General features: G+C 71.7%; 22 protein-coding genes. 12 read left to right on the top strand and 10 right to left on the bottom strand.

Features of this window, described 5'->3' with window-relative positions; genetic code table 11:
* Positions 1-21: 21 nt before the first annotated feature.
* Positions 22-855 carry a helix-turn-helix transcriptional regulator gene (locus tag AMYTH_RS0128390; protein WP_027933102.1) on the bottom strand — a complete coding sequence of 278 codons (834 nt, stop codon included), beginning with the start codon at positions 853-855 and terminating at the stop codon, positions 22-24.
* Positions 856-955: 100 nt separating this feature from the next.
* Between AMYTH_RS0128390 and AMYTH_RS0128395 the strand changes: the two genes are divergently transcribed.
* The 3 genes from AMYTH_RS0128395 to AMYTH_RS0128405 are packed head-to-tail and all read left to right on the top strand — an operon-like array spanning position 956 to position 3,807.
* Positions 956-2,368 (top strand): MFS transporter, encoded by a 1,413-nt coding sequence (locus AMYTH_RS0128395; protein ID WP_027933103.1) that lies wholly within the window; start codon positions 956-958, stop codon positions 2,366-2,368.
* Positions 2,369-2,420: 52 nt separating this feature from the next.
* Positions 2,421-2,945, top strand: coding sequence for an RNA polymerase sigma factor (locus tag AMYTH_RS0128400; protein WP_027933104.1), 525 nt, complete (start codon positions 2,421-2,423; stop codon positions 2,943-2,945).
* On the top strand, positions 2,938-3,807 hold the full coding sequence (locus AMYTH_RS0128405) for a VOC family protein (protein WP_027933105.1): 870 nt from the start codon (positions 2,938-2,940) through the stop codon (positions 3,805-3,807). The genes AMYTH_RS0128400 and AMYTH_RS0128405 overlap by 8 nt, the downstream gene beginning before the upstream one ends.
* A gap of 1 nt (position 3,808) precedes the next feature.
* Here the strand turns inward: AMYTH_RS0128405 and AMYTH_RS0128410 are convergent, their stop codons facing one another.
* Positions 3,809-5,113, bottom strand: coding sequence for a UDP-glucose dehydrogenase family protein (locus tag AMYTH_RS0128410; protein ID WP_084022698.1), 1,305 nt, complete (start codon positions 5,111-5,113; stop codon positions 3,809-3,811).
* A 158-nt stretch (positions 5,114-5,271) separates the two neighbouring features.
* Between AMYTH_RS0128410 and AMYTH_RS0128415 the strand changes: the two genes are divergently transcribed.
* Positions 5,272-6,030: an SDR family NAD(P)-dependent oxidoreductase gene (locus AMYTH_RS0128415; RefSeq protein ID WP_020416323.1), complete on the top strand. Its 759-nt coding sequence runs from the start codon at positions 5,272-5,274 to the stop codon at positions 6,028-6,030.
* On the opposite strand, the gene AMYTH_RS0128420 is transcribed toward AMYTH_RS0128415, so the two are convergent.
* Positions 6,027-7,166 carry an erythromycin esterase family protein gene (locus AMYTH_RS0128420; RefSeq protein WP_027933107.1) on the bottom strand — a complete coding sequence of 380 codons (1,140 nt, stop codon included), beginning with the start codon at positions 7,164-7,166 and terminating at the stop codon, positions 6,027-6,029. The two genes, AMYTH_RS0128415 and AMYTH_RS0128420, sit on opposite strands and share 4 nt — an antisense overlap.
* Before the next feature lie 82 nt (positions 7,167-7,248).
* Here AMYTH_RS0128420 and AMYTH_RS0128425 point away from each other — a divergent pair, with 82 nt between their 5' ends.
* On the top strand, positions 7,249-7,953 hold the full coding sequence (locus tag AMYTH_RS0128425) for a TioE family transcriptional regulator (RefSeq protein ID WP_027933108.1): 705 nt from the start codon (positions 7,249-7,251) through the stop codon (positions 7,951-7,953).
* A gap of 331 nt (positions 7,954-8,284) precedes the next feature.
* Here AMYTH_RS0128425 and AMYTH_RS0128430 read toward each other — a convergent pair whose 3' ends face one another.
* Positions 8,285-9,919 carry a TM0106 family RecB-like putative nuclease gene (locus AMYTH_RS0128430; RefSeq protein WP_027933109.1) on the bottom strand — a complete coding sequence of 545 codons (1,635 nt, stop codon included), beginning with the start codon at positions 9,917-9,919 and terminating at the stop codon, positions 8,285-8,287.
* A gap of 103 nt (positions 9,920-10,022) precedes the next feature.
* Here AMYTH_RS0128430 and AMYTH_RS0128435 point away from each other — a divergent pair, with 103 nt between their 5' ends.
* Positions 10,023-10,487, top strand: a complete 465-nt coding sequence (locus tag AMYTH_RS0128435; protein WP_027933110.1) for a DUF6474 family protein — start codon at positions 10,023-10,025, stop codon at positions 10,485-10,487.
* Here the strand turns inward: AMYTH_RS0128435 and AMYTH_RS0128440 are convergent, their stop codons facing one another.
* Genes AMYTH_RS0128440 through AMYTH_RS0128455 form a run of 4 tightly spaced genes read right to left on the bottom strand, consistent with a single transcriptional unit; the run spans position 10,488 to position 14,050 of the window.
* Positions 10,488-11,450: a glycine betaine ABC transporter substrate-binding protein gene (locus tag AMYTH_RS0128440; protein WP_027933111.1), complete on the bottom strand. Its 963-nt coding sequence runs from the start codon at positions 11,448-11,450 to the stop codon at positions 10,488-10,490.
* Positions 11,447-12,223, bottom strand: coding sequence for an ABC transporter permease (locus AMYTH_RS0128445; protein WP_027933112.1), 777 nt, complete (start codon positions 12,221-12,223; stop codon positions 11,447-11,449). The genes AMYTH_RS0128440 and AMYTH_RS0128445 overlap by 4 nt, the downstream gene beginning before the upstream one ends.
* The gene (locus tag AMYTH_RS0128450) at positions 12,220-13,365 is read right to left on the bottom strand and encodes a betaine/proline/choline family ABC transporter ATP-binding protein (RefSeq protein WP_037322742.1); all 1,146 of its coding nucleotides are present in this window, start codon (positions 13,363-13,365) and stop codon (positions 12,220-12,222) included. Before AMYTH_RS0128450 ends, AMYTH_RS0128445 begins: the two co-directional genes overlap by 4 nt.
* 37 nt (positions 13,366-13,402) lie before the next feature.
* Positions 13,403-14,050, bottom strand: coding sequence for an ABC transporter permease (locus tag AMYTH_RS0128455; RefSeq protein ID WP_027933114.1), 648 nt, complete (start codon positions 14,048-14,050; stop codon positions 13,403-13,405).
* Between the two features lie 189 nt (positions 14,051-14,239).
* On the opposite strand from AMYTH_RS0128455, the gene AMYTH_RS0128460 reads away from it, so the two are divergent.
* From AMYTH_RS0128460 to AMYTH_RS0128475, 4 genes are all read left to right on the top strand, one after another.
* Complete coding sequence (locus tag AMYTH_RS0128460) at positions 14,240-14,794, top strand: hypothetical protein (protein ID WP_378365062.1); 555 nt, start codon at positions 14,240-14,242, stop codon at positions 14,792-14,794.
* A gap of 25 nt (positions 14,795-14,819) precedes the next feature.
* Positions 14,820-15,554 carry a YcnI family copper-binding membrane protein gene (locus AMYTH_RS0128465; RefSeq protein ID WP_027933116.1) on the top strand — a complete coding sequence of 245 codons (735 nt, stop codon included), beginning with the start codon at positions 14,820-14,822 and terminating at the stop codon, positions 15,552-15,554.
* On the top strand, positions 15,554-16,087 hold the full coding sequence (locus tag AMYTH_RS0128470; RefSeq protein WP_017986060.1) for a copper resistance CopC family protein: 534 nt from the start codon (positions 15,554-15,556) through the stop codon (positions 16,085-16,087). The genes AMYTH_RS0128465 and AMYTH_RS0128470 overlap by 1 nt, the downstream gene beginning before the upstream one ends.
* Positions 16,088-16,160: 73 nt before the next feature.
* Positions 16,161-17,186, top strand: a complete 1,026-nt coding sequence (locus tag AMYTH_RS0128475; protein ID WP_027933117.1) for a copper resistance D family protein — start codon at positions 16,161-16,163, stop codon at positions 17,184-17,186.
* Positions 17,187-17,341: 155 nt separating this feature from the next.
* Here AMYTH_RS0128475 and AMYTH_RS0128480 read toward each other — a convergent pair whose 3' ends face one another.
* Together AMYTH_RS0128480 and AMYTH_RS0128485 are read right to left on the bottom strand one after the other, a co-directional pair.
* Complete coding sequence (locus AMYTH_RS0128480) at positions 17,342-18,250, bottom strand: phosphotransferase family protein (protein WP_084022699.1); 909 nt, start codon at positions 18,248-18,250, stop codon at positions 17,342-17,344.
* A 4-nt stretch (positions 18,251-18,254) separates the two neighbouring features.
* Entirely contained in the window at positions 18,255-19,637 is a 1,383-nt protein-coding gene (locus AMYTH_RS0128485; protein ID WP_017986057.1) for a helix-turn-helix domain-containing protein, read from the bottom strand.
* Between the two features lie 286 nt (positions 19,638-19,923).
* On the opposite strand from AMYTH_RS0128485, the gene AMYTH_RS0128490 reads away from it, so the two are divergent.
* Together AMYTH_RS0128490 and AMYTH_RS0128495 are read left to right on the top strand one after the other, a co-directional pair.
* Entirely contained in the window at positions 19,924-20,250 is a 327-nt protein-coding gene (locus AMYTH_RS0128490) for a hypothetical protein (RefSeq protein ID WP_027933119.1), read from the top strand.
* Between the two features lie 13 nt (positions 20,251-20,263).
* Positions 20,264-20,662, top strand: a complete 399-nt coding sequence (locus AMYTH_RS0128495) for a hypothetical protein (RefSeq protein ID WP_027933120.1) — start codon at positions 20,264-20,266, stop codon at positions 20,660-20,662.
* Positions 20,663-20,827 lie beyond the last annotated feature (165 nt).

Here is a 20,827-nt window from a genome sequence, read left to right on the forward strand (position 1 = left end):
CCGGCCGCCGGTTCCGCAAGATCAGCGGGCCGCGAGCTTCGCGGCCGTCTCGCTGTCCGCGGGGGTGTAGGTCGTCAGGCGGACCTCGGAGCGGCGGCCGAACCACAGGTGCGTGTAGTCGAAGCTCAGCAGGCCCGCCTCGGGGTGCACGAAGCACTTCGTGAGGTTCCGCATCGGCTGGACGTCGTGCTGGTTCCAGATCGCCTCGAACTCCGGTGACTCCCGACGCAGGCGTTTGACCAGCGCCTTCCAGCCCGGCTCGGCGACGTGCTCGGCCATCGACGCGCGGAACTGCGCCACCGAGCGCGGCAGGCCGTCCTCCCAGTCCCGCAGCCTCGCCCGCCACCGCGGGTTCGTGAAGGCCAGCAGCATCGAGTTGCGCTCCTCGACCGGCACGCTCCCGACGTCCATCAGCCAGTCGTAGGTGCGGTTGTAGGCGAGGATGTCGGTGCGCGCGTTCTGCACCGCCGCGGGGAACGGCTCCAGCTGGTCGAGGATCGCCCGGATCTGCGGTGTGACGACCTTGCAGTCCTTCTCCATCGGCGGCTCGGGCGCGCCGGCGAGGGTGAACAGGTGGCTGCGCTCGTGCTGGTCGAGCTGCAGGGTCCGCGCGATCGCGGTGAGCACCTGCTCGGACGCGTGGATGTCGCGGCCCTGCTCCAGCCACGTGTACCAGGTGACCCCGACCCCGGCGAGCTGGGCGACCTCCTCGCGCCGCAGCCCGGGCGTGCGGCGGCGGCCGCCCGCGGGCAGGCCGACCTGCTCGGGCGAGATCCGTTCCCGGCGGCTGCGCAGGAACGCGGCCAGCTCGGCGCGGCGGATCTCGTCGGCGGACATGCGCACGGCGGTGGTCATGGTGCCAGCCTGGCACGCGCCCGATCCTGTTACCAGGTAGTCCCGGTACCTGGATCAACGCTATCTGGTACCAGGCTCCGCGGCAGCCCACCGTGGAACCATGACCACAACCCTGGCGCCGGCCGAGACCCGGCTGGCACTCACCCGCGGTGGGCTCGCCACCGTGCTCCTGGGGGCGGCGCTGGCGCCCATCGACCTGTACATCGTCAACGTCGCGCTGCCCACCATCAATGCCGACCTGCACACCACTGCCGCCACGCTGGAGTGGATCGTCGCCGGTTACGGCCTCGCGTTCGCGCTGCTGCTGGTCGTCGGCGGGCGGCTGGGCGACGCGTTCGGCCACCGCCGCGTGTTCTCCCTCGGCCTGGCCGCGTTCACCCTGACCTCGCTGGTCTGCGGGCTCGCCCCGAACGCGGGCGTGCTGGTCGCGGCCCGCGTCGTCCAGGGCGCGGCGGCCGCGCTGGTGGTGCCGCAGGTGCTCTCGATCATCCAGGCCACCACCTCCGGCGAGCGGCGCTCCCGCACCATCGGCTACTACGGCGCCACCGGCGGCATCTCGATGGTCGTCGGCCAGCTCCTCGGCGGGGTCCTCGTGTCGGCCGACCTGGCGGGCGGCGGCTGGCGGCCGATCTTCCTGGTCAACGTGCCGATCGGGCTGCTCGGCCTGGTGCTGGCCCGTCGTCTGCTGCCGGACACCAAGGCGAACCACCCGCTCGGCGTGGACCTCCGGGGCACCGCCCTGCTCGGCCTGACCCTGCTCGCGCTGCTCGTGCCACTGATGGAGGGCCACGCGCTCGGCTGGCCGGCGTGGTGCTGGGCGCTGCTCGTCGCCGTCCCGTTCGCCGCGGCCGCGTTCGTCACCGTGGAACGCCGGCTCGAAGCGCGAGGCGCGACCCCGCTGCTGCCGCCGTCGCTGGCGCGGATGCCGAGCATGCGCCGCGGGCTGATGGTCGGCGTGCCGTTCTTCGCCGGGTTCGGCGGGTTCCTGTTCGTCTACGCGCTCGTGCTGCAGGACGGCCTGCGTCTCGGCCCGCTCGCGTCGGGTCTCGCGCTCGCCCCGATGGCCGTCGCGTTCCTCGTGTTCTCGCTGCTCAGCAGCCGGTTCGTGGCCCGGCTCGGGCGTCACGTCATCGTGCTCGGCACGGCCGTGCAGGTGCTCGGGCTGCTCACCCTCATCGGCACCGTGCTGCTGTCCTGGCCGGACGTCACGGTCCTCGCCCTCGTCCCCGGCATGCTGGTGACGGGCGCCGGGCAGGGGCTGGCCGGGCCGACGCTCTTCCGGGTCGTCCTGTCGCGGGTCCCGGCGGACAGCGCGGGCGCGGGCAGCGGCATGCTCACCACGACCCAGCAGAGCGCGCTCGCGCTGGGCGTCGCGACCATGGGCACCCTGTACGTCGCGCTGGCGGGCACTTGGGGCGCGCAGGACGCGTTGCTGCTGGTCACCGGCCTGCAGGCGACCGTGATGGCCGTCGTCGCGGTCGCCGCGCGGCGCTTGCCGGACCCGCGCGGCTGAAAATCCGCGCGAAGGGCGTCGGAGAACCGCCTCCCCGGACGACGATGGGGGTGTGAGCGAACCGCGGGTACGACCGGACCCGGCCTTCGCGCTGCTCGACCTCTACGAGACGGCGCTGCCGGAGGTGTACGGCTACCTGCTCGCGCGCTGCGGTGACCGGGGCGTGGCCGAGGAGCTGACCTCGGAGACGTTCCTCGGCGCCGTCAGCGCGTGCCGGAACCCGGGGGCGCCCCCGGTGAGCACGCCGTGGCTCATCGGGGTGGCCCGGCACAAGCTGATCGACCACTGGCGGTGGCGGGAGCGTGAGGAACGCGGGCTGCGCGTGGTGCACGAATCCGAGGCCGGTTCGGTGGACCCGTGGGACGCCGAACTGGACGCCCTGCTGGCCCGCGAGGTGCTCGAGTCGCTGGGCGCGCACCACCGGGCCGCGCTGACGCTGCGGTACCTGGACGGTCTGCCGGTGCCGGAGGTCGCCCGCCTGCTGGGCCGGACCGTGCACGCCACCGAAGCACTGCTGGTCCGGGCGCGATCCGCGTTCCGGGCCGCCTACCGGGAGAAGGAGGTGCGTGATGACTGACCCGTTCGACGCACTCCGCACCCCGGTCCAGCCGGTCGCCCCCGATCCGCGGTTCGCCGCCGAGCTGCGCGAGCGCCTGCGTCGCGCTGTGTTGAACGGAGGAGAGATGACCAGCACGGAAGCACCCGCACGGGCGGAACTGCACTCGCTGACCCCGTACCTCGCCGTGTCCGACGCGCGGCGGGCTCTGGACTTCTACGTCCAAGCCTTCGGCGCGCAACGCCGCGGCGACCCCATCGTCATGGCGGACGGCCGCATCGGGCACGCCGAACTGGCGATCGGCGACAGCGTCCTGATGCTGGCCGAGGAGTTCCCGGAGATCGGGCACCAGACGGCCACGGGCGGGGCGAGCATCCGGATCGAGCTGTCCGATGTGGACGCCGCGGTGGCGCGCGCCGTCGAGCTGGGCGCGCAGGTGCTCGACCCGGTGTCCGACCGCGGGCACGGCCGGTCCGGCTCGATCCGCGACCCGTTCGGCCAGCGGTGGCTGCTGGCCCAGGCGCCGGTCCGGGCCAGCGGTCAGGACACCGCGCGACACGGCCAGGCCATGTACTTCACCTTCCAGGTCCCCGACGACGAGGCCGCGAAGGCGTTCTACGGCAGCGTGCTCGGCTGGCAGTTCTCCCGGGGATCCGTCGAAGGCGCCTGGCGTTTCCAGGGGCCTGGCCTGGAAGGCGGCCTGTGGGGCGGGCCGCGGCAGGTCGGCTGGAAGCTGATGTACGCGGTCGACGACGTGCACGCCGCGGTGGAGCGTGTCCGCGCGGCCGGCGGTCAGGTGACCGAAGTGGACCGCAAACCGTACGGCCTCACCGCCGACTGCATCGACAACCAGGGCATCGAGTTCTGGCTCTGGCAGCCGTGAGTCACCCCGGCAGGGCGACGCGGGCCGGGCGGGGGCGGCCGAGGCCCACATAGGACAGTCCGGCGTCCGTGATGGTCCGCGGCTCCAGCAGGTTCCGTGTGTCCACCACCCCGTCGCCCTGCATCAGGTCCGCCACGTAACCCCAGTCCAGCTTGGTGAACTCGGCCCACTCGGTGAGCACGACGATCGCGTCGGCGTCCTTGGCCACCTGGTACGGGTCGTCGACCACGGTCATGCCGGGCAGCGCCTCGCGCACCGCCGGGTCGTAGGCCGTGACCTCGGCCCCGTGCGCGGCGAGCATCGAGGTCACCGACAGGGCGGGCGAGTCGCGCAGGTCGTTCGTGCCGGCCTTGAACGCCAGGCCCAGCACGCCGATCCGGGCGGCAGCCAGGCTGCCGCCCACCGCGCCGGCGATCTTCGCGACGATCCGGTCCCGCTGCGCGATGTTCTCCACGATCGCGGCGGTGAGCAGCGAGAAGTCGAACCCGACGGACTCGGCGACCTGCACCAGCGCGTGCGTGTCCTTGGGCAGGCAGGAGCCGCCCCAGCCAGGGCCGGGCTTGAGGAACGACCGGCCGATGCGACGGTCGTGGCCCATCCCCTCGGTCACCGACACGATGTCCGCGCCGAGCCGCTCGCACAGTTCGGCGATCGCGTTGACGTAGGACAGCTTCATCGCGAGGAAGCAGTTGGCCGCGTACTTGACCAGCTCCGCGCTGGCCGCATCGGTGATGACGTTCGGCGCGGACAGGTCGCGGTAGAGGTCGGCGATGCGGCGCGCGGCGGCCTCGTCGTCGGAGCCGACGACGATCCGGTCCGGGTGCATGAAGTCGGCGACCGCGGTGCCCTCGCGCAGGAACTCGGGGTTCGCGACCACCGGCACGTCGTCGCGGCCGAGCAGGGCGCGGATGCGCTGGGCGGTGCCGACCGGGACGGTCGACTTGGTGACCACCGCGCACCCGGCGGGCAGGACGTCGGCGATCTCGGCGATCACCGCTTCGACGGCGCGGAGGTCGGCGGCGCCGCCCGCGCCCATCGGCGTCGGCACGCACAGGTAGACGGCCTCCGCGCCGGCCACCGCAGCGCGGGACCCGACGACGAACCGCAGCCTTCTCGCCGCGAGCCCGCGCGTGACCAGTTCCTCCAGGCCGGGCTCCAGGATGTCCACCCGTCCCGCGGCGAGCCGGGCCACCTTGACGTCGTCCACGTCCACGCAGGTCACCTGGTGTCCGAGGGCGGCGAGGCAGGCCCCTGTGGTCAGTCCGACGTATCCGGTGCCGATCACGACGATGCGAGCTCCGCTCATGCTGCCGACGGTGACAGCCGCAGTTGACCGCAGTCCTAACGGAAGTCGTCCGCGCCGGGTACGTCGCGCGACGGGTGAGGAGGGCCACGCCAGGCCGGGGAAAACGAGCGTTAACCTCGTGTGCAGAGCAGAGTGGCCGGCCACGGAAGGAACCGTTCATGCAGATCAAGGACACCGCCGCGATCGTCACAGGTGGTGCGTCGGGGCTCGGTGGCGCGACGGCGAAGGCGCTCGCCGAGCGGGGCGCGCACGTGTTCGCGCTGGACCTCGCCGCCGGGATCGAGAAGGCGGAGAAGGTCGAGGGCATCACCTACGTCGAGGCCGACGTGACCGACGGTGACCAGGTCGCGGCCGCGGTGGAGCAGGCCGCGGGCGGGTCGGTGCCGCTGCGGGTCGTGGTGAACTGCGCCGGCATCGGGCCGTCCGCGCGGATCCTGTCCAAGAAGGGCAGGCACGACCTGAACCTGTTCCGCAAGGTCGTCGAGGTCAACCTGATCGGCACCTTCAACGTGACGACCCTGGCCGCCGAGGCGATCGCCAAGACCGAGCCCGTCGAGGACGGCGCCCGGGGTGTCGTCATCAACACCGCGTCGGTCGCCGCCTTCGACGGGCAGATCGGGCAGGTCGCCTACTCGGCGTCGAAGGGCGGTGTCGCCGGGATGACCCTGCCCGCGGCGCGTGACCTGGCCTCGCACGGCATCCGGGTCATGACGATCGCGCCGGGCATCATCGACACCCCGATGCTGGCCACGGTCTCCGACGAGTTCCGGGCCGGTCTGGCGGCGGGGGTGCCGTTCCCGAAGCGCCTCGGCCGGCCCGACGAGTACGCCCAGCTCGCGGTGAACATCGTCGAGCACGACTACCTCAACGGCGAGGTCATCCGCATGGACGGCTCGCTGCGGATGGCGCCGCGCTAGGCGCGCAGCACCAGGGCCTGTGTGTCGGTGCCGGCGGTGACGTGCAGGATCGCGTCGGCGCCGTCGACCGTGGCCTGGTCCAGTGGGAAGTAGCCCTGCATCGGGTTGGTGTCGGTGCGCGTCTCCGCGGCAGCGAGCTCGCGCGCCGGCACCAGACCCCACGTGTCGACGCGGCTCTGTAACCGGCCCTCGAACGTCTCCGGCCCGGGTTCGCCGAGGTCGATCGCCTTGCTGCTGCCCAGGCTGCCGACGATCAGCCGGTACCGCTCGCCAACCAGCGACGAAACGATGGCGCCCGCGCTGGACCAGTTCATGTCCATCGGGCCCAGCCGCATGTGGCTCTCGTTGCGCTGCAGGTGCCGGTTCTGGCCGAACACCAGGACCGGGCCGCGCTCGGCGTCCCGGATGTCGAGCAGGTTCTGGGCCATCATCGCGTCGCGGAACGCGCTCATCCGGGTCCAGCGCGCGCTGTCGTCGACCGGTTCCGCGGCCTGGCGGTGGTACCGCAGCAGGCCGAGGCCCGCGGTGAGGTGGATCCGCGCCCGGTCCCACTCGGCGCGTGAGGTCGCCGCGATCAGCATCGGCGCGCCGGCGTGGAGGGTGACCAGCATGTCGTCGGCGATCACGCGGAGCCGGTCCGCCTCGGGCGTCGCGCCGGGCGATTCGGCCGCCTTCAGCACTGCCTCCGTGCGGTTCCACCGCTCGTCGTCGCCGGTGAGGGCCGCGATGTCGTGGTCGAGGCCCAGGTAGTCCCGCGCGTGCTCGAGGTAGGTGCGCGGGCTGGGCGCGTTCATCATTTCCGTGGAGACGTCGAAGCCGTGGAAGGCGAGCGGCCGCTCGGCGGTCTCGTTGTACTCGCGCATCCAGGCGATCAGGCGCCGGTTGTTGTCGAGCTCGCCGAAGCGGTGCGAGAAGCCCTCACGCATCACCGTGTCCAGGTCGCCGTCGCCGTGCTGGACGTAGTCGTTCACCGCGAGCGCGGCGACGCGGTCGGTCTCCAGTGCGATCGCGGTGACCGCACCGGCCAGCTCGGCCAACAGTTCGTTGCGGATCCGGGCGAAGGCCGATTCCAGGTGGGCGGGCTCGCCGAAGGCCAGGAAGTCGACGTCCGGGGCGAGTAGTTCTCGAATGTCCATGAGCCTCAATCGTATCGTTGAAAGAACGGTTGAGACTTTTGTTGGACTTGGTCTCGGTGGAGTGCGCTAAAGTCTCCAACCGGTGGTCACCTTGAAACCGGCGGATCTCGCGCGCGAGCACGGCATCTCGACGCAGGCGGTGCGCAACTACGAGCGGGACGGCTTCCTCCCGCGGGCCGACCGCACGCCCAGCGGCTACCGGGTCTACACGGAGGTGCACGCCGCGGCGCTGCGGGCGTTCCTGGCGCTGGTGCGGGCGCACGGGCACGCGATCGCCGGGCAGATCATGAAGGCGCTCAACGAGGGCAGGCTCGACCACGCGCTGACGCTCGTCGACCGCGGGCACGCCCAGTTGCTGCGCGATCGGGAGACGCTGGACTCGGTGCGCAAGGCGGTCGGGCACCTGACCGAAGCCCCGTCCGTTGCGGAAGGGCCGGCGCGGACGATCGGCGAACTCGCGCGGAGGCTCCGCGTAACGCCGGCGACGCTGCGCAAGTGGGAGGAGGCGGGCATCATCTCGCCCACCAGGGATCCGGCCACCGGGTACCGCCTCTACCAGGCGGCCGACGTGCGCGACGCGGAACTCGCGCACCTCCTCCGGCGCGGCGGCTACCTGCTGGAACACATCGCGGAGGTGGTGCGGCAGATCCGGACGGCAGGCGGAACCAAGGCACTGGCCGACGCGCTGTCGGCGTGGCAGGGGAAGCTGACCGCGCAGGGGGTGGCGATGCTGGAGGCCGCCACGCAGCTGAGCGCCTACCTCCGGGCGGCCGAGGCTTCCGGCTGACCGCGATGGCACGGCGACGATGGCGAGGCCGGGATGGCACAGCCCAGGCACAGGCCCGCGAGCCAAGACCCGGATCGCACGGCGGGGATGGCGCAAGCCCAGCCAGGCTGCAAATCGCGACCCGGATAGCGCCGGCCCAGGCAGGTGAGCGCACGAGTAAGCGAGCCGCCTCCCGCGCAGTGCGCGGTCAACGCCCGCAGGCGGGTCACCAGCAAGAGAAGGCCCAGGGAAAGCGCCACCTGGCGGCGCCGCAGCGCCCCGCTGGCGGGTCACCGCCAAGCGAAGCGCCAGGGGAAGCGCCAGGGGAAGCGCCACCACCAGGCGGTGGCGCCTATAGGTCGCCCATGAACGGGATGCCGTTCGCGGTCGTGGTCATCCACTCGCGCAGGGCGTGCGTGGCTCGCACGTCGTCCTCGTTGTAGCGCAGCAGTCGGTCGCGCTGGGTCAGGTCCGGCTCGCCGCCGTCCATGCCTACCGCCTGGCGGTACCAGCGCATCGAGGCCTCCCCCCCGGCTTCCGGGTCGCGCCAAGTGAAGCCGGCCACCGGGGCGACCACCTTCAGCCCCTTGCCGCGGGAGCACAGGAACTGGTCGGACACGCTGCGGAACAGGTCCACCCACTCATCCGAATCCACAAAGGACTGGATCTCGGCTTTGGCAGGCATGCCGGGGTGGTCGCCGAACCGCTCGACCGAGCCGAAGAGCCAGCGGTTCTCGGCCATCGCGTTGTAGCAGTAGGCCCGGAACGTGAGGCCGGCCGCGCGGGTGCGCTCGCGGACGTCACGCAGCCAGGTCCAGAACTCCGTGAACGACCGCGCCTCGTCCCCGGTCGGCAGCGGCTGCCAGGTCACGAACGCTCGGTAGCCCTGCTCGACCCCGATGTCCGCGCCGCTGAGCAGGCATCCCCACAGGTAGGCGCCGGACTCGCCGAAGGACTCCATGTCGATGTCGACCTCGACGTCCGCGCGCGCCACCTCGACCTCGCGGACGCGGCGCACCATCGTCAGGTCCGCGAGCCACGCCCTGGCCAGGGCGACAGCGTCGGCGAACGGCCCGGACGTCCAGATGATCGGCGGCTCGTCGTCCGGGTCGAGCGCGGCGAGCTTGTCCACTGTGGAGACCCCGGCGCGGCGCAGCTCCATCGCGTCCTCACCGCGGACGACCAGGCTCACGTCCCGCATCGCGGTCAGCTCCGCCTCGCACGTCGGCCACCACGGGCAGGTGCGGCACTCCAGCACGCGGGACGGCTCGGCCAGCGCGGGGCCGCCGGAGCGGGCGGCCCCGGCGATCGCCAGCCGGTCGGCGAAGCGAGTGTCGTACTCGGTCAGCGCCGTGCGGCCGTTCGGCCAGGTCGCGGCGGACAGGTCGTGCCACAGCACCACGTCGGCGTCCAGGCCGATGACACCGCCGACCAGCCGGTCCGCCGCCATTCCGTGCGCCTCCAGCATGCGGCGCAGGTGGGCCAGCCGCATCTGGTCGCGCGGGTGCGAGCGGACCCGGCGCGCCGGGTCGGGGATCGCGTGCCGCGGGTCGAGGTCGTGCGGCGGCGTGGTGACCGCGCCCGCGCCCGGGTCGGTGATGCGGTGGCGCACCACCAGCACCGGCAGGTACCCGCCCTCCGCGCGGACCAGCAGCTCGGACCCGCCGCGGCGGTGGCCGGCCCGGTCGGCGGGCAGCAGCGCGCCCCAGATGTAGTCGGCGCCCTGCGCCATCGCCTGCTGGGTCGCGGCGGCCCGCTCCGGCGGCGGCAGCTCCCGGTCGACGACCACCCAGCTCGCGCCCGGGTTGGCCGCGATCAGCCGGTCGCGGATCTCGGCGCGGTGCGCGGCCGCGTCGGCGATCCGCTGCTCGGCCGACGGGTCCGGCGGGGCCAGCGGCACCTCACGCATCGCCGGGTCGTGTTCGAGGTGCACACGACGACGGCAACGGCTCACCGCGCCGGCCTCGAGCAGCACCTCAGGTTCCATGACACCCACTTTAGAGAGGACCACCGACAGTTCCGCGCCGAGTGTGACCGGCGCATTACGTGTCGGACATGCTCCGGCTTGTGCGTGCCGCTACATTCAGCCCATGGCTCGCAAGAAGACCAAGACGCCGGCCGAGACGGGCATCACGCCGAAGAAGGCCAAGAACGCGGTCGCCGTGGCGAAGATCGTGGTGCCCGCGGTGGCTCCCGCGCTGGCACCGCTCGCGGTCAAGGCGGCGAGCGCGGTCCGCGACGCCTACGACCACTACCAGGCGCGGCGCCTCGGGGTGCCGATCGACCAGCTCTCGGAGTTCACCGGCCGCGGCGCGCACCTGCTGGCGCGCATCGCCGGCACGTCCGAGGCGCTGGCCGAGGTGCGCAAGGCCGAACGCGCGAGCGACGACGACGTCCGATTCGCGAACGACTCGCAGGCGACGCTCGAACAGCTGACCGCCGCGGTCCGGGCCGCCGAGCGCATGCCCGGCACGCGCCGCAAGGCCGCGCACCACGCGGTGGCGGCCGAGCTGGAGCGGATCGAGGGCCAGCTGCTCAAGCGCCTCGGCGTCTAGCTACTGGATGAAGCCCTTCGCGACCATCCAGTCGCGGGCGACCTCACCGGCGTCCCGGCCGTCGACGTCGACCTGCTTGCACAGCTCGATCATCTGCTGGTTGTCCAGCGCCTTCGCGACGGGTTCCAGCACCCCGCGCACCGCCGGGTGCGCGTCCAGGAACTCCTTCTTCATCGTGACCGCCGCGTTGTACTGCGGGAAGAACCGCTTGTCGTCGGCAAGGACGCGGAGGTTCAGGCCCGCGATGCGGCCGTCCGTCGTGAAGATCTCGCCGAAGTTGCAGGTGCCGCTGGCCACCGCGGAGTAGATCGCGCCCGTGCCGAACGTCTTCACCTCCGTGGTCGGGAAGCCGTAGGTCTTCTGCACGCCCGGCATCCCGTCCTGGCGGCTCGCGAACTCCGTCTCCACGCAGAAGATGGCCTGTTCCGGGTGCTGCTTCAAGAACTCCGTCATGTCCGAATTGGACCGCAGGTTGTGCTGCTGGGCGTAGGCCTCAGTGGTGGCGAACGCGTACGTGTCGTTCACCGGCGAGTAGTCCAGCCAGGTGATGCCGAACTGCGCCTCGTCGGCCGCCTTCGCCGCGTCGAACTGGGCCTTCTCGTCCGGGATCGGCTCGGTGTTGCCCTGGTAGGAGATCCACGCGGTGCCGGTGTACTCCCACGAGATGTCGATCTGCCCGTTGATCAGTGCCTGTCGCGCGGAGTTCGACCCGCTGATGTTCGTCAGGTCGGTGATGTCCGCCCCGGCCGCCGACAACGCCAGCTCGGCCATGTAGCCCAGGATGATGTTCTCGGTGAAGTCCTTCGACCCCACCGCGATGTCCACGCCGTCCAGGCTCGGCACCGGCCGGATCGACCCGGGCTTCACCTCGTACGGCAGCGCCGCGTTGACGTCCAGGCCACACGCGGTGAGCGAGGTCGTCAGCAGCGCGGCTCCGAAAATCGCCTTCCAGCGGTGCTTCACGCCAGCCCCCTCGGTCCGAAGACGCGTTCCATGACCGCGCCCAGCCAGTCGATCAGCAGTGCCAGGCCGACCGCCAGGATCGCGCCGGTGACCAGCACCGGGACGCGGTTGAGCTTGTACCCGGTGTCGATCAGCTCGCCGAGCCCGCCGCCGTTGACGAAGAACGCCAGCGTCGCCGTGCCGACCGCCAGCACCAGCGACGTCCGCAGCCCGGCCAGGATCAGCGGCACCGCCAGCGGCAGCTCGATCCGGAACAGCACCGCGCGGCCGGACATGCCGATGCCGCGGCCCGCGTCGATCAGCGCCGGGTCGACCGAGTTGATGCCGACGATCGTGTTCCGCAGCACCGGCAGCAGCGAGTAGAACGCGATCGGCAGCACCGCGACCCAGAACCCGTCCCACTGGGTCCACAGGAAGAACAACACGATCACGCCGAGCGCGGGCGCGGCCTGCCCGATGTTCGCGATCGTCAGGAACACCGGCGCGATCGGCCGCGCCCAGGAGCGGGTGAGCACCGCGCCGAGCGGCACCGCGACGCCGACCACGATGACCGCGACCGCGACCGTGATCAGCAGGTGCTGCCACGTCGCCTCCAGCAGCCGGGCGGCGTTCAGGTTCTGCGCCTCGATGGCGTCGTTGTCCCGCAGCAGCGCCCAGGCCACGACCGCGGCGACGACCACCACGACCACCGCGGGCTGCACCAGCAGGCGCGCCCGTTCCGCGCGGCGGGAGCCGGATTCGGTGGTGAACCCCTTGTCGACGGTCGTGGTCACGCCGGTCCCCCGTCGTCGGAGTGCTCCTCGCGCAGCCGCTGGATCGTGCCCATCACGGTGTCCAGCTCGATCATCCCGGCGTACTCGCCGCGCGCCCCGGTGACCGGCACGCCGCCGCCCTCGACGAGCATCGCCTCCAGCGCGTCCTGCAGCGTCGACTGCAGGCTCACGTAGTCGCCGATCGGCTTGCCGACCCCGTCCAGCGAGGTCGCGCTGCCCAGGTCCCGGACGTGCACCCAGCGGACCGGGCGGCGGCGGTGGTCGAGCACCAGCGCGTAGGTGCGGCGCTGCTCGGTCATCTGCCGCCGCAGCTCGGCGGGCGAATCGCCGATCGTCGCGGTCACCGTGTCCTGCTTCAGCTCGACGTCGCGCACGCGCAGCAGGGTGAGCTGCTTGAGCGACGCGCCCGCGCCGACGAACCCGGCGACCGTGTCGTCGGCCGGGTTGGCCAGGATCGCGTCCGGGGTGTCGTACTGCAGGATCTTCGACTGGTTGCCGAGCACCGCGATCTTGTCGCCGAGCTTCACGGCCTCGTCGAAGTCGTGGGTCACGAACACGATCGTCTTGCCCAGTTCGGACTGCAGCCGCAACAGCTCGTCCTGCAGGTTGCCGCGGGTGATGGGGTCGACCGCGCCGAACGGCTCGTCCATCAGCAGCACCGGCGGATCGGCGGCGAGCGCGCGGGCCACGCCGACGCGCTGCTGCTGGCCGCCGGAGAGCTGGCGCGGGAACCGGTCGTGGAACTGGGCCGGGTCGAGCCCGACCAGGTCGAGCATCTCGTCGACGCGGTCGGCGATCTTCTTCTTGTCCCAGCCGAGCAGCCCGGGCACGACCGCGACGTTCTGCGCGACCGTGAAGTGCGGGAACAGCCCGGCCTGCTGGATCGCGTAGCCGACCTTGCGGCGCAGGCGGTCCGGGTTGAGGCTCAGCGCGTCCTCACCGCCGATGGTGATCCGGCCGGACGTCGGCTCGATCAGCCGGTTGATCATCCGCATCGTGGTCGTCTTGCCGCAGCCGGACGGGCCGACCAGGATCACGATCTTGCCGGCCGGGATCGTCATGGTGACGTCGTCGACCGCGGGCTGGCGCGAGCCGGGGTAGCGCTTGGTGACGTGCTCCAGCTGGATCTCGACGCCGGACACCGCGCCGGATTCCGCCTGTGCGGGAGATTCGATGGTTTCAGACACGGACACCCCTGGGAACGGTGAAGCGGGAGATCAGGACGTAGATGCCGTCGAGGATCAGCGCGAGGACGACCACGCCGATCGTGCCGGTGAGGGCCTGGTTCATGGAGTTGGTGCTGCCCGCGTTGGTCAGCCCGGCGAACACCTCCGACCCCAGGCCCGGCCCCTTGGCGTAGGCGGCGATCACCGCGATGCCCATCAGCATCTGGGTGGCGACGCGCATGCCGGCCAGGATCGCGGGCCAGGCCAGGCGCAGCTCGACGCGCGTGAGCACGCCGAACCGGCTCATCCCGATGCCCTTGGCGGCGTCGGTGACCGCGGGGTCGACCCCGCTCAGCCCGACGATGGTGTTCCGCACGATCGGCAGCAGCGCGTACAGCACGAGCGGGATCACGCTGGGCGCCACGCCGAGCCCGACGATCGGGATCAGCAGGCCGATCAGCGCGAACGACGGGATGGTGAGGACCGTGCTGGCCAGCGCGGTGGCCAGGGCCGATCCGATGGGGCTGCGGTAGACCGCGATGCCGATCAGCACACCGATGACGGCGGCGATGATCGTGCACTGCACCACGGCGCTCACGTGGAGCCAGGCCTGCAGCCCGAGCCTGCTCCACCGATCGGCCACGTATTCGAACAGGTTCATCCCCGGTGGCCGCCTCCTCCCGGTTCGGTCGTTCACTCGTCCGGCCTACCCACCGTTGCCGAAAAACATGAAAGTCTCAACTACCGACACTGGGTTACGGTCCGAGTAGGACCGGTTTCCGGACCTCTCCCAGCGTTCACCACCCGGGATGCCGTCGCATGATCATCACCGGTCTCATACCCTGGATCGGTGAGCAAGCGACCCCAGCGACACGGAGCGTCACGCACCGTGCGCGGCGTCCTGCTCGCGCTCACCTCCGGCGGCCTTGCCGTCAGCGCGCACGCGCTCGCCCACGGCGGCCTCCCGGACACCGCGCTGACGCTGCTGCTCGTCCTGCTCGTCGGCTGGACCGGCACCGCGCTGGCCGACCGCACCCGCGGCCCGGTCGGCGTGCTCGCCGTCCTCGGCGCGGCCCAGCTGCTGATGCACGTCGTGCTCGACGAGCTGATGCCGCACGCCGGCGACATGCCCGGCGCGATGTTCGCCGCCCACGCGGGCGCGACGGTCGTGACCGGACTGCTGCTGGCGCACGCCGAAGCACTGCTGGACGTCGCCGCCGCGCGGTTGTCGCTGCTGCTCCCGGTCCTGTTCGGACCGCTCCCGCCGCCGGTCCCGCTGCCCGCCGCGCCCGCTCCGGCGCCCGGCGTGCCGCAGGTGCAGGTGTTGTTGAACCGGATGCACGCGCGGCGCGGCCCGCCCGCGCGCCCGGCGCACCACACCCTTCACCTCAGCGCAGCGCGCTGACCCACTTCACTTCTTCAGGAGCATCATGACGAACAACGCCGTCATCCGGCGCGGGCTCGTGCTGGCCGGCACGGTCGGGATCGCGGGTCTGCTGGGCGCGGGCGTCGCGTCCGCGCACGTCACCGCCAACGTCCTCGGCTCGGAGCCGCAGCAGGGTGGGTACGGGGCGATCACCTTCCGCGTGCCGAACGAGGAGGAGAACGCCGCCACCGTCAAGGTGGAGATCGACTTCAAGCCGGAGTACGCGATCAGCTCGGTGCGGTACCAGCCGATCCCCGGCTGGACCGCGGAGGTCACCAAGACCCCGCTGCCGGCGCCGGTCAAGAACGGCAAGGGCCTCGACGTCACCGAGGCGGTCACGAAGATCGTCTTCACCGCTCAGCCGGGCACCAAGATCGGCCCCGGCGAAACCCAGTACCAGGACTTCGGCATCACCGCGGGCTCGCTGCCCGCGGTCGACGAACTGGTCCTGCCCGCGATCCAGACCTACGACAACGGCGCGGTCGTGGCGTGGGACCAGGTCCAGGCGGCCGGCGCGGAGGAGCCGGAGCACCCGGCCCCCACCGTGTCGCTGGCCGCGGCTTCGGCCTCGGGCGACTCGCACCACGCGAAGACCGCCGCCGCACAGGCCGCGGCGGAGGAGTCCGCCTCCACGGACGACACGGCCCGCTGGCTCGGCGGCGCCGGACTGGCCGTCGGCGCGCTCGGCCTCGGTGTCGGCGCCGGGGCGGTCCTGCGCTCCCGGAAGGCGTCGAAGTAATGCGCCGCCTGCTCGTCACCGTCGCCACCGCACTGGTCGCGCTGGTCGTCACCGCCACCCCGGCGCTCGCGCACAACGTGCTCGTCTCGTCCGACCCGGCCAAGGACGCCGTGCTCGCGACCGGGCCGTCGAAGATCACGCTGACCTTCGACGCGCCGGTGCAGGGCGGCAACGTCAACCAGGTCTCGGTCACCGGCCCCGGCGGCACCCAGTGGGCGGAGGGCGACGTGCAGATCAGCAGCAACGTCGTCACCGTCGGCGTGCGGCCGCTCGGCCCGGCGGGGCAGTACACCGTCGGGTTCCGGATCCTGTCCGCCGACGGGCACCCGGTGACCGGCGAGGTGCCGTTCACCCTCACCACCGCCGGCAACGGCACCCCGGCCACGGCCAGCGCCGCGACCGGGGCGGACACGGCCGCGCCCGCCGCGCAGTCCGGCGGCGGCGTTCCGGTGTGGGTGTGGATCCTCGGCGCGGTGGTCCTGCTGGCCATCGGGCTGACGCTGGCTCTGCGGATGGGTAGGGAAAAGGCATGACTCCGCGACAACGACGCATGAGCATCGCAGGGCCGGCCGCGGCCCAAGGAGCGCAGCGGGGAGGCGTCGCGGCATGACTACGGCGGCCGGGGCCACCTCGCAAGTCCGTTACCAGGCGATCGTCGCGATCGTCACCGCGGCGCTGGCCGGCGCGCTGATCGGCGTCGCGCTGACGGCCACCGCGCCGGTGCCCGGGGTGGCGGAGGTCAGCGAGGTGGTCTCGGTCGCCATCCCGATCGTCCGCGTGCTGCTCGACCTGGCCGCGGTGACGACGATCGGGCTCGCCCTGCTGTCTGTGCTGGTCGGGTACGACCGGCCGAAGCTCACCGAGCCGATCATGCGCCGCGCCCGTCCGATCGCGCTCGCCGCGTCGCTGGTGTGGACGATGACCGCGCTGGTCACGCTCGTCCTGCAGACCGCCGAGTATCGGCCGCAGGTGCCGACCGTGAGCTTCGCCGACATCTGGGACTACGTGGTGCAGGTCGGCGCGGGCAAGGCGCTGCTCGTCGTCGCCGTGCTCGCGCTGGTCCAGGTCGGGCTGGGGGTGCTGACGCTGCGGCACGGCGAGAAGGTGCCTGCCGAGGTGCGCGTCGGGCTCGGCCTGTTCGCCCTGCTGCCACTGCCGGTGACCGGGCACGCGGCGAACTGGGACTACCACGACTACACGATGATCTCGATGGAGCTGCACGTCATGGGCGCGGTCGCGTGGACCGGCGGCCTCGGCGCGATGGTCGTGCTGCTCGCCGCGAACCGGACGCTGCTCGCGCACGCGCTGCCGCGGTTCTCCAAGCTGGCCACCCTGTGCCTGGTCCTGGTGTCGGCGACGGGCCTGTTCAACGCGGTGGTGGAGATCCTGCTCAACCCGACGATCGGGCTGTTCACCGCGTTGTTCACCACGCCGTACGGGCAGCTCGTGGTGCTCAAGCTGCTGTGCGCGGCGGGGATCGCGGTGCTCGGGGCGATGGTCCGGTGGAAGCTGATGCCGCGGATCGTCCGGCACGAGCGGACCGCGCTCGCGACGTGGGCGACGCTCGAGCTGACCGTCATGGGGCTCGCGTTCGGCTTCGCGGTGGTGCTCACCCGCGCCCCGGTCAGCTAACCGTCAGTAGCTGCAAGTTGCACGCGTGGGGGACGGATTAATCCGCCCGGGGTGACTAGCCGGGCCGAAGTTCGCACCGCTCGCACAGGGATCCGGACATACGACGAGCGGTCTTCTGCGGTCGGTAAATGTCCCCGATTTTCCCACGATGTGGACTAGCGGTAGCGGGCCCACTCCGTGCCGGCACGGCCCGCGCGCAGGTCGCCCAGCCGTCGCCGCAGCTCGCCGCGCACGTGCGGGTGGCTGCGCAGGATCGGCAGCACGCTGGTCACGAGCTTGAGCTCGCGGGCGGCCCGCAGCACCGCGAACCCGTCCCAGGCGGTGACGTCGAAGCCGTAGACGTCGGCGAGCATGCGGTACCGGCCCGCCGGGTCCCCGAACCGCTCGCGGCCGACGGCCAGCGGCGTGAGGTCCCATTCCGGCGGGCCGAAGCACGCGGAGTCGAAGTCGCACAGCACCGGTCCGTCCGGGCCGACGATCACGTTGCCCGGGTGCGCGTCGCCGTGGATCAGGCTCCGGTCCAGCGGGAACTCCAGCTCGCCGAGCGCCGCTTCGACCTCGGCGCTGCGGCGCAGCAGGAACCGGCGGTCGTCTGGGTCGAGCTCCTCGGCGTCGGCCACGCGGGCCCGCACGTCCGCCAGCGGCGCCCACTCGCCGACGCCGTCCGGCGCGGGCAGGGCGTGCACCCGGCGCAGCAGTCTGCCCAGGTCGGCGGCGTTCGCGCGGCGCTCTCCCGGCGGCACCCGGACCCACGCGGTGACGACGTGCTCGCCGACGTGGATCGGCTGGCCGACGCCGGGCAGCAGGCGGATCGCAGGCACGTCGTTGGCCTCGAAGTGCCGTGCGACCTCGACGACCTTGGCGACCCGGTGCCGCAGCGCCCGCGACCCGACGATGCGCATCACGACGGGCGCGCCCGCCAGCTCGTAGACGGCGTTGTTGGTGAACCGCAGCAGCCGGGCGCCACGGTGGTCCAGACCCAGCAGGGCGCACGCCTCGGCCAGCACGGCGGCCAGTTTCTCCTTGGTGAACCGGCCGTCCAGCTCGTCCGCGACGGTGCGCATCGTCCTATGCCGCGAAGAACGAACTGATGCGTTCGTCGAGGTCGCGGGCGTCCGGGTTGTTGCGGCGCTTGGCCGCTTCCTCCTGCATCGGCATCATGCGGTCCTTCACCCGGGCCGACTTGAGGCCGTCCGCCGACTCCAGCGCCAGGCGGCCGATGCGGGCGCCGTGGTCGATGTCGCCGTCGATGAGGTGGTTGGTGGCCAGCGCGGCCTGGTTGAACACCTTGCTGCGCTGCATGTCCTCGCCGTAGGCCTCGATCGCCCTGGTCAGCGCCGGGATCGCGTACTGCGTGTGCTTCGTGTCGACGCCGCGCGCCAGTACCGTGTGGACGGTGCCGATCATCGCGTAGACGTCGGTCTCGTTGAAGAACTTGACCCAGTCCTCGGCCTCGGCCACGTTGGCGCGGGCGAACTCGTCCTTCGCCAGGCCGAGCAGCTTGAGCGACTGGTCCTCGTTGCCCATCATCGCGTAGGCCCACGCCTGGTTGGCCGCGAGCACGGAGATCGCCAGCTCGGAGCCGGATTCCTGCGCCGCGATCTGTCCCAGCTGGAACAGCTTGAGCGCGTCGTTGGGCGCCTCCTGGTGCAGGTAGACCCGGCCCATCCGGTACAGGATGTTGGCCACCAGGTGGTCGTTGTTGCCCTGCTTGGCCAGCTCCAGCGCGTTGGCGAAGTGCCCGCGCGCGGAGTCCATCAGTCCACTGTCGAACGACGTCCAACCGGCCAGGCTGTGCAGGTCGGCCAGCGCCACGAACAGGCGCGAGCGGACCGGGGTGGCCGCGGAGGAGTCGAGCATCTGCTGCCCCCAGGACAGCTGCGCGACCACGGCGTCGCGGCAGAAACCGCCGCCGTACTGGTAGTCGAGCGCGCGCAGCGCTCTGGTCGCAGCCTCGACCTGGCGCACGTCGGTCATCCCGATGTGGCCGGGTGCCGGCGTCCTCGCGGGGCTCGCCGCCCATGCCCTCGGCGACGATCCCAGGATGGCCGCCCCCATCGTGACCTGGGCGGCGTGCGCGAGGAAGTTCCGCCGCTTCACGGACTCGTCCTCCTCAGCCTGCTGCTCGTCGGCTGCGCCGACGACCTGAATCTCGGTGGCCTCGTCGTAGGCGAGGCCCATGTATCCACGGGGGACACCCAGTCCGTCGGCGATCCTGGCGAGCACGTCGTAGGCCATCACCTGGCGGCCTTTGAGGATCTCCGAGACCTCCGACTGGGACTGGCCGGTGAGCGCGGCGATCTGGCGCTGGGAGATGCCCTCCTTGCGCAGGTTCCGGTACACGGCACTGATGTTGCGGGCGGCCAGGGCCTCCCTCATCTCCCGCTTCTCCCAGGCATCCGAGCTGATCGGGTGTCCCTGGCGGGCATCAGTGTTGTCACCGGCGTCCATTGCGCCCCCTCACCGTCCTGTCGGGCGTCGATTCGCAGCGTAGGCACACCCATTGAACCCTGGGAAACGTCGTTGCGGGAGCCCTGATCGGTCGGGGTGAACTCCGGCGACCGTTCACCGGCCCGCCCGCGCCGGTCGCCGCTGTGACCGCGGTTCGCCTTCTCTTCGGCTGCGGTTCATCGCAATCTAGTTCTCGGGTTCGGCGTGACCGAGCGAATACGGCCCGCGATCACGCAGAGCTACGACGAACACGGACAGCAAGCCCGAAGCAGAGCGGAGACACGCGGTGGAGTTCATGAACTCGATCTCGGCACCACGCGCCCAGGTCCACCGGCGGTCCTTCGCCCCGGCCGGTGCGCCGGTCGCGAGCCGGTCGGCGATGCCGGCGCCGGACCCGCGTGCCGCGCAGCTGCGCCGCTACGAGGGTGGTCAGCTGGTGTGGCGGGTGCAGTGCGGCGACATGATCAACCGCGACCGCTGCGTCACCGTGCTCGTCCAGGACAACCAGGTGGTCCTCGTCGGGCCGCCCGGGGAAACGGCCCGCCTCACCGCGGGTCAGCTCGGCCAGCTCCAGGCGGCGTTGAACGAAGCCGCCAAACTGGCGGAAAGGTGACGGTGAGAATTCCGTGGATCAGATCCTTGGGCAGGTCCTCCGCAACGCGGTTTGGGAGCGCCTCGACATGCTCGCCGATCTCGCCACCAGGGCGGACGCGCAGTCCCTGGTCTCAGTGGCCCGGTCGGAACTGCCGCGGCTGACCGAGGGCTGGCGCGCGATGCTGACCGCTCACGAGCCCGACGAGCGGGGTGACTGCCCCACCTGCTCCACCCGGTGGCACCGCTGCAAGGCGCCGTGCTCGGTGTGGCAGGTCGCGCACGAGCACCTCGTCGCCGGCGGTCTCGCCCCCCAGCAGGACCTGCGCCGCCCGTCGCGCCGCAAGCCGAAGGTCCCGGCACAGACGCGCGGTACGACGCCGGGTGAGACAACCGGTCGGCACGCGCTGATACCGCAGGTCGCGAACCACTGACCACTCGGCGATTAATCGAAAAAACTCGGTCACAACCTCTGGCGGAACGCCCCCGTCACCACTATGTTGTCGATCATGGTTGAGGTCGCGAAGTTGCAGATCGCACCTTGACCGCCCCCGCCCTCGTGGCCCCGAGAACTCCGCGGACCGGTGCCGTTGCACTCC

Source organism: Amycolatopsis thermoflava N1165, from assembly GCF_000473265.1.
GTDB classification, from domain to species: domain Bacteria; phylum Actinomycetota; class Actinomycetes; order Mycobacteriales; family Pseudonocardiaceae; genus Amycolatopsis_E; species Amycolatopsis_E thermoflava.